The organism is Kribbella sp. NPDC055071 (assembly GCF_053608045.1).
In genome coordinates this window covers 1-3,543 of sequence record NZ_JBSGUS010000060.1, presented here as the reverse complement: position 1 = coordinate 3,543, position 3,543 = coordinate 1, and the positions used below count along the sequence as shown (strand labels likewise).

Annotated in this window: 3 protein-coding genes; all 3 read left to right on the top strand. The window is 40.2% G+C overall.

The features are described from left to right. Window positions 1-577, top strand: a 577-nt coding sequence (locus ACWF4Z_RS38130) for a phosphatidylglycerol lysyltransferase domain-containing protein (protein WP_452248092.1), incomplete at its 5' end; no start/stop codon positions are given. Between the two features lie 96 nt (window positions 578-673). Then, a protein-coding gene (locus ACWF4Z_RS38125; protein ID WP_152425444.1) for an IS3 family transposase occupies window positions 674-1,824 on the top strand; the annotation gives its coding sequence in 2 pieces (ribosomal slippage) (window positions 674-947 and window positions 947-1,824; 1,152 coding nt in all). A gap of 142 nt (window positions 1,825-1,966) precedes the next feature. Next, window positions 1,967-3,214, top strand: coding sequence for an IS256-like element ISBsu2 family transposase (locus ACWF4Z_RS38120; RefSeq protein ID WP_031600262.1), 1,248 nt, complete (start codon window positions 1,967-1,969; stop codon window positions 3,212-3,214). Window positions 3,215-3,543: the final 329 nt, after the last annotated feature.

Below are 3,543 nucleotides of genomic sequence, written 5' to 3'. Positions count from 1 at the left end.
GTATACTTTCCATGTGGATCATCCCCCATTTTCTGATGCGTTTTTGGAGGAGCTGAAGCAAATCTCAGACGAATGGCTCGGCTCGAAAAAAGAGAAGGGATTCTCGCTCGGATTTTTTGATCCTTCTTATTTACAGAAAGCGCCGATCGCCTATATGAAAAATGCAGAGGGAGAGATCGTTGCATTCGCAAATGTCATGCCGATGTACCAGGAGGGAGAGATATCGGTTGATCTAATGCGCTATCGCGGCGACGCTCCAAATGGCATTATGGACGCATTGTTTATCCGTATGTTTTTATGGGCAAAGGAAGAGGGCTGCACGTCATTTAATATGGGGATGGCACCCTTGGCTAATGTCGGCACTGCCTTTACATCCTTCTGGTCCGAAAGGTTTGCCGCTGTCATTTTTAATAATGTCAGATACATGTACAGCTTCAGCGGCCTAAGAGCCTTTAAAGAAAAATACAAACCGGAGTGGCGAGGGAAATACTTAGCGTATCGGAAAAACAGATCTCTTTCTGTCACCATGTTCCTCGTTACACGTCTGATTGGCAAAAGCAAAAAAGACTCCGTCTAATAGGGACTGACCCCATAAGATGAGACAAATAAAAACATCTTCAAGTTTGAATACGGATGATTGTTATCCGAAATTAGACTTGGAGGTGTTTTTTCTATGGGGACAAGAGTGAGTTATCCGGTTGAAGTGAAACAGAAGGCTGTAGAAATGAGATTGGCAGGCGTATCTATGAAAGAGATCATGCAGGAGTTGAATATCAAAAATAATACGCAGATTAAGACATGGGTCAGATGGTATAAGGCTGGTGATACACATCGATTTGAACAGCCTGTTGGTAAGCAATACACTTATGGAAAAGGTCCGGAGTATTCTTCCGAATTAGAGAAACTGCAGGCAGAGAATCGATATCTGAGACAACAGAATGAAGTGTTAAAAAAGTACAACGAATTGGAAAGGAAGTTGATAGCCAAACGTCAGTCGAACTTGTAGAAGAATTGCACAGCACAATGACCGTGCAGGATATCTGTATTCATTTAGGTATCTCTCGCTCGTCTTATTATCGTTGGAAGAAGAATCTGAAGAAAGATCATCCCAAGCGCCATTTAGAAAAACAAATCGGCACGTTGTGCCGAGAGCACCAGTATCGATATGGATATCGAAAAATCACAGCTATATTAAAAAAGAGAATGTGTATTAACCATAAAACGGTTCAGCGTATTATGCAGAAAAATCAGTGGCAGTGCCGGGTTAAGGTGAAAAAGCGCAAGAAGAATGGGCAGCCATATGCCGTGGTCGACAATATATTAGATCGGAACTTTCAGTCTGATCATCCTCTTGAAAAACTAGTAACAGACATCACGTATTTGCCTTATGGACAGAAACAATTGTACCTTTCCAGTATATTGGATGTATATAATGGAGAAGTGATTGCTTTTACGATTGGAGATAAGCAGGACACAGACTTTGTCTTACACACACTTGATCAACTGCCAACACTGCCTGAGAACTGCGTGTTACATAGTGACCAAGGATCTGTGTATACATCTTACGAGTATCAGAAAGCTGTTAAAACAAAAGGCATTACCATGAGCATGTCCCGCAAAGGGACACCCGCTGATAATGCCTCCATCGAATCGTTTCATTCCTCACTAAAGTCTGAAACGTTCTATCTTAACAGCATTGATCGAACCACGACCGCCATCGTAGAACGCACTGTCATAGAATACATTCATTATTATAACAATATTCGTATTCAAACGAAACTAAACAACCAATCACCGATAAATTATCGGCAATTGGCTGTTTAAAAGGTGTTTTGATCCCTGTCTCAAAAACGGGGGTCAGTCCCACATTGGGAGTGTAATATTAACTGTGTAAGTAAGGAATGCGTACGGTTCCTTACTCACACAGTTTTTTATTTGATAGAATAATAAGTATAAAGCTAAAGGAGTGGTTTCAGTGGGGAAATTGAAAAGAGATCCGAACTCCGTAGAATTAGCTAACAAGATTATCGAACAGTATCAGCCTAAATCAGTAGAAGATATGCAAGAAGCATTAAAAGACATATTTGGTCCCATGTTTGAGTCAATGCTAAAAGGTGAAATGAATCACCATTTGGGCTATGAATCCAATGACAAGGGAGAAAAAGAAACAAGAAATAGAAGAAATGGATATGGCAAAAAGATCGTGAAAACAACGGCAGGAGAAGTTGAAATTGCAGTCCCCCGTGATCGTGATGGTTCATTTGAACCGCAGTTGATTCCAAAGCGTAAAAGAGATGTATCCTCTATAGAGGATAAGGTCATTTCGATGTATGCCAGAGGAATGTCACAACGAGACATTTCTTCCACGATAGAAGACATCTATGGCTTTTCTGTATCTCATGAAATGGTATCCGACATTACGGATACTGTACTTCCTAATTTAGAAGAGTGGCAAAATCGTCCCTTAAGTAACTGTTACCCTTTTGTGTTTGTCGATTGTCTTTACACAACCATTCGTAATGACTATGAAACGAAGAAGTATGCCGTTTACACAATACTAGGATATACCATAGAAGGTAAAAAGGACATTCTAGGTTTGTGGTTGAATGAAACGGAAAGTAAACATAAATGGATGCAAATTTTTGATGAAATCAAATCTCGTGGTGTAGAAGATATCTTCTTTCTCTCAATGGATGGCGTTAGTGGTCTGGAAGAAGGAGCACGTGCGATTTTTCCTGATGTGACCGTACAGAGATGTATTGTTCATTTAATTCGAAATTCGATTAAGTATATACCAAGTAAAGACTACAAGCCTTTTACTGCTGCCTTAAAGAAAGTGTATGGAGCTCCAAGCCTTAAGGCTTGTCACAGTGCATTTGAATCTTTTGAAAAGCAGTGGTCTACGTACCCTGGAGCTGTAGACGTATGGAAACGAAACTTTTCTCATGTGGAACAACTTTTCGATTATGGTGGTAATATTCGTAAAATCATGTACACTACAAATGCCGTTGAAAGTATCCACTCTAGCTTTCGAAAAGTCACGAAAAAAGGAGCATTCCCCCATGAGAATGCCCTATTAAAAATATTGTTTTTACGAACAAAAGAATTAGAAAAGAAATGGGATGGTGGACGCATCCAGCAATGGGCTATGGTCATGAATCAACTATTAGTTCATGACCACCTAAAGGAACGTGTGAAGAAATATCTAGAATAACTTACACACTTTTCTTGACAAGCCCAATGCGTTTATGACTAAAACCGTCAATAGTTTTTCCGTCCGATCCCTTCGTCATGTTACCTGGCTTAGCATATATTTTGGCATAAGCCTTTAGGTAAAACTCAGGATTATAGAGATTCCTATAAAGACGGTCAAAAACATAATTTTCTTCTTTAGACTTGGAAACTAAATTGTTCAACACTACGTCTGGACTTCTCACAGAGCCTCGCGCTCCTTCCAATGTTGTATTAAACTAGACAAGCTGTCTCCCTTCGCCATGTAGCAGGCTTTCCCTACCCCAGACTACTACGGAGACTCCGTTACCT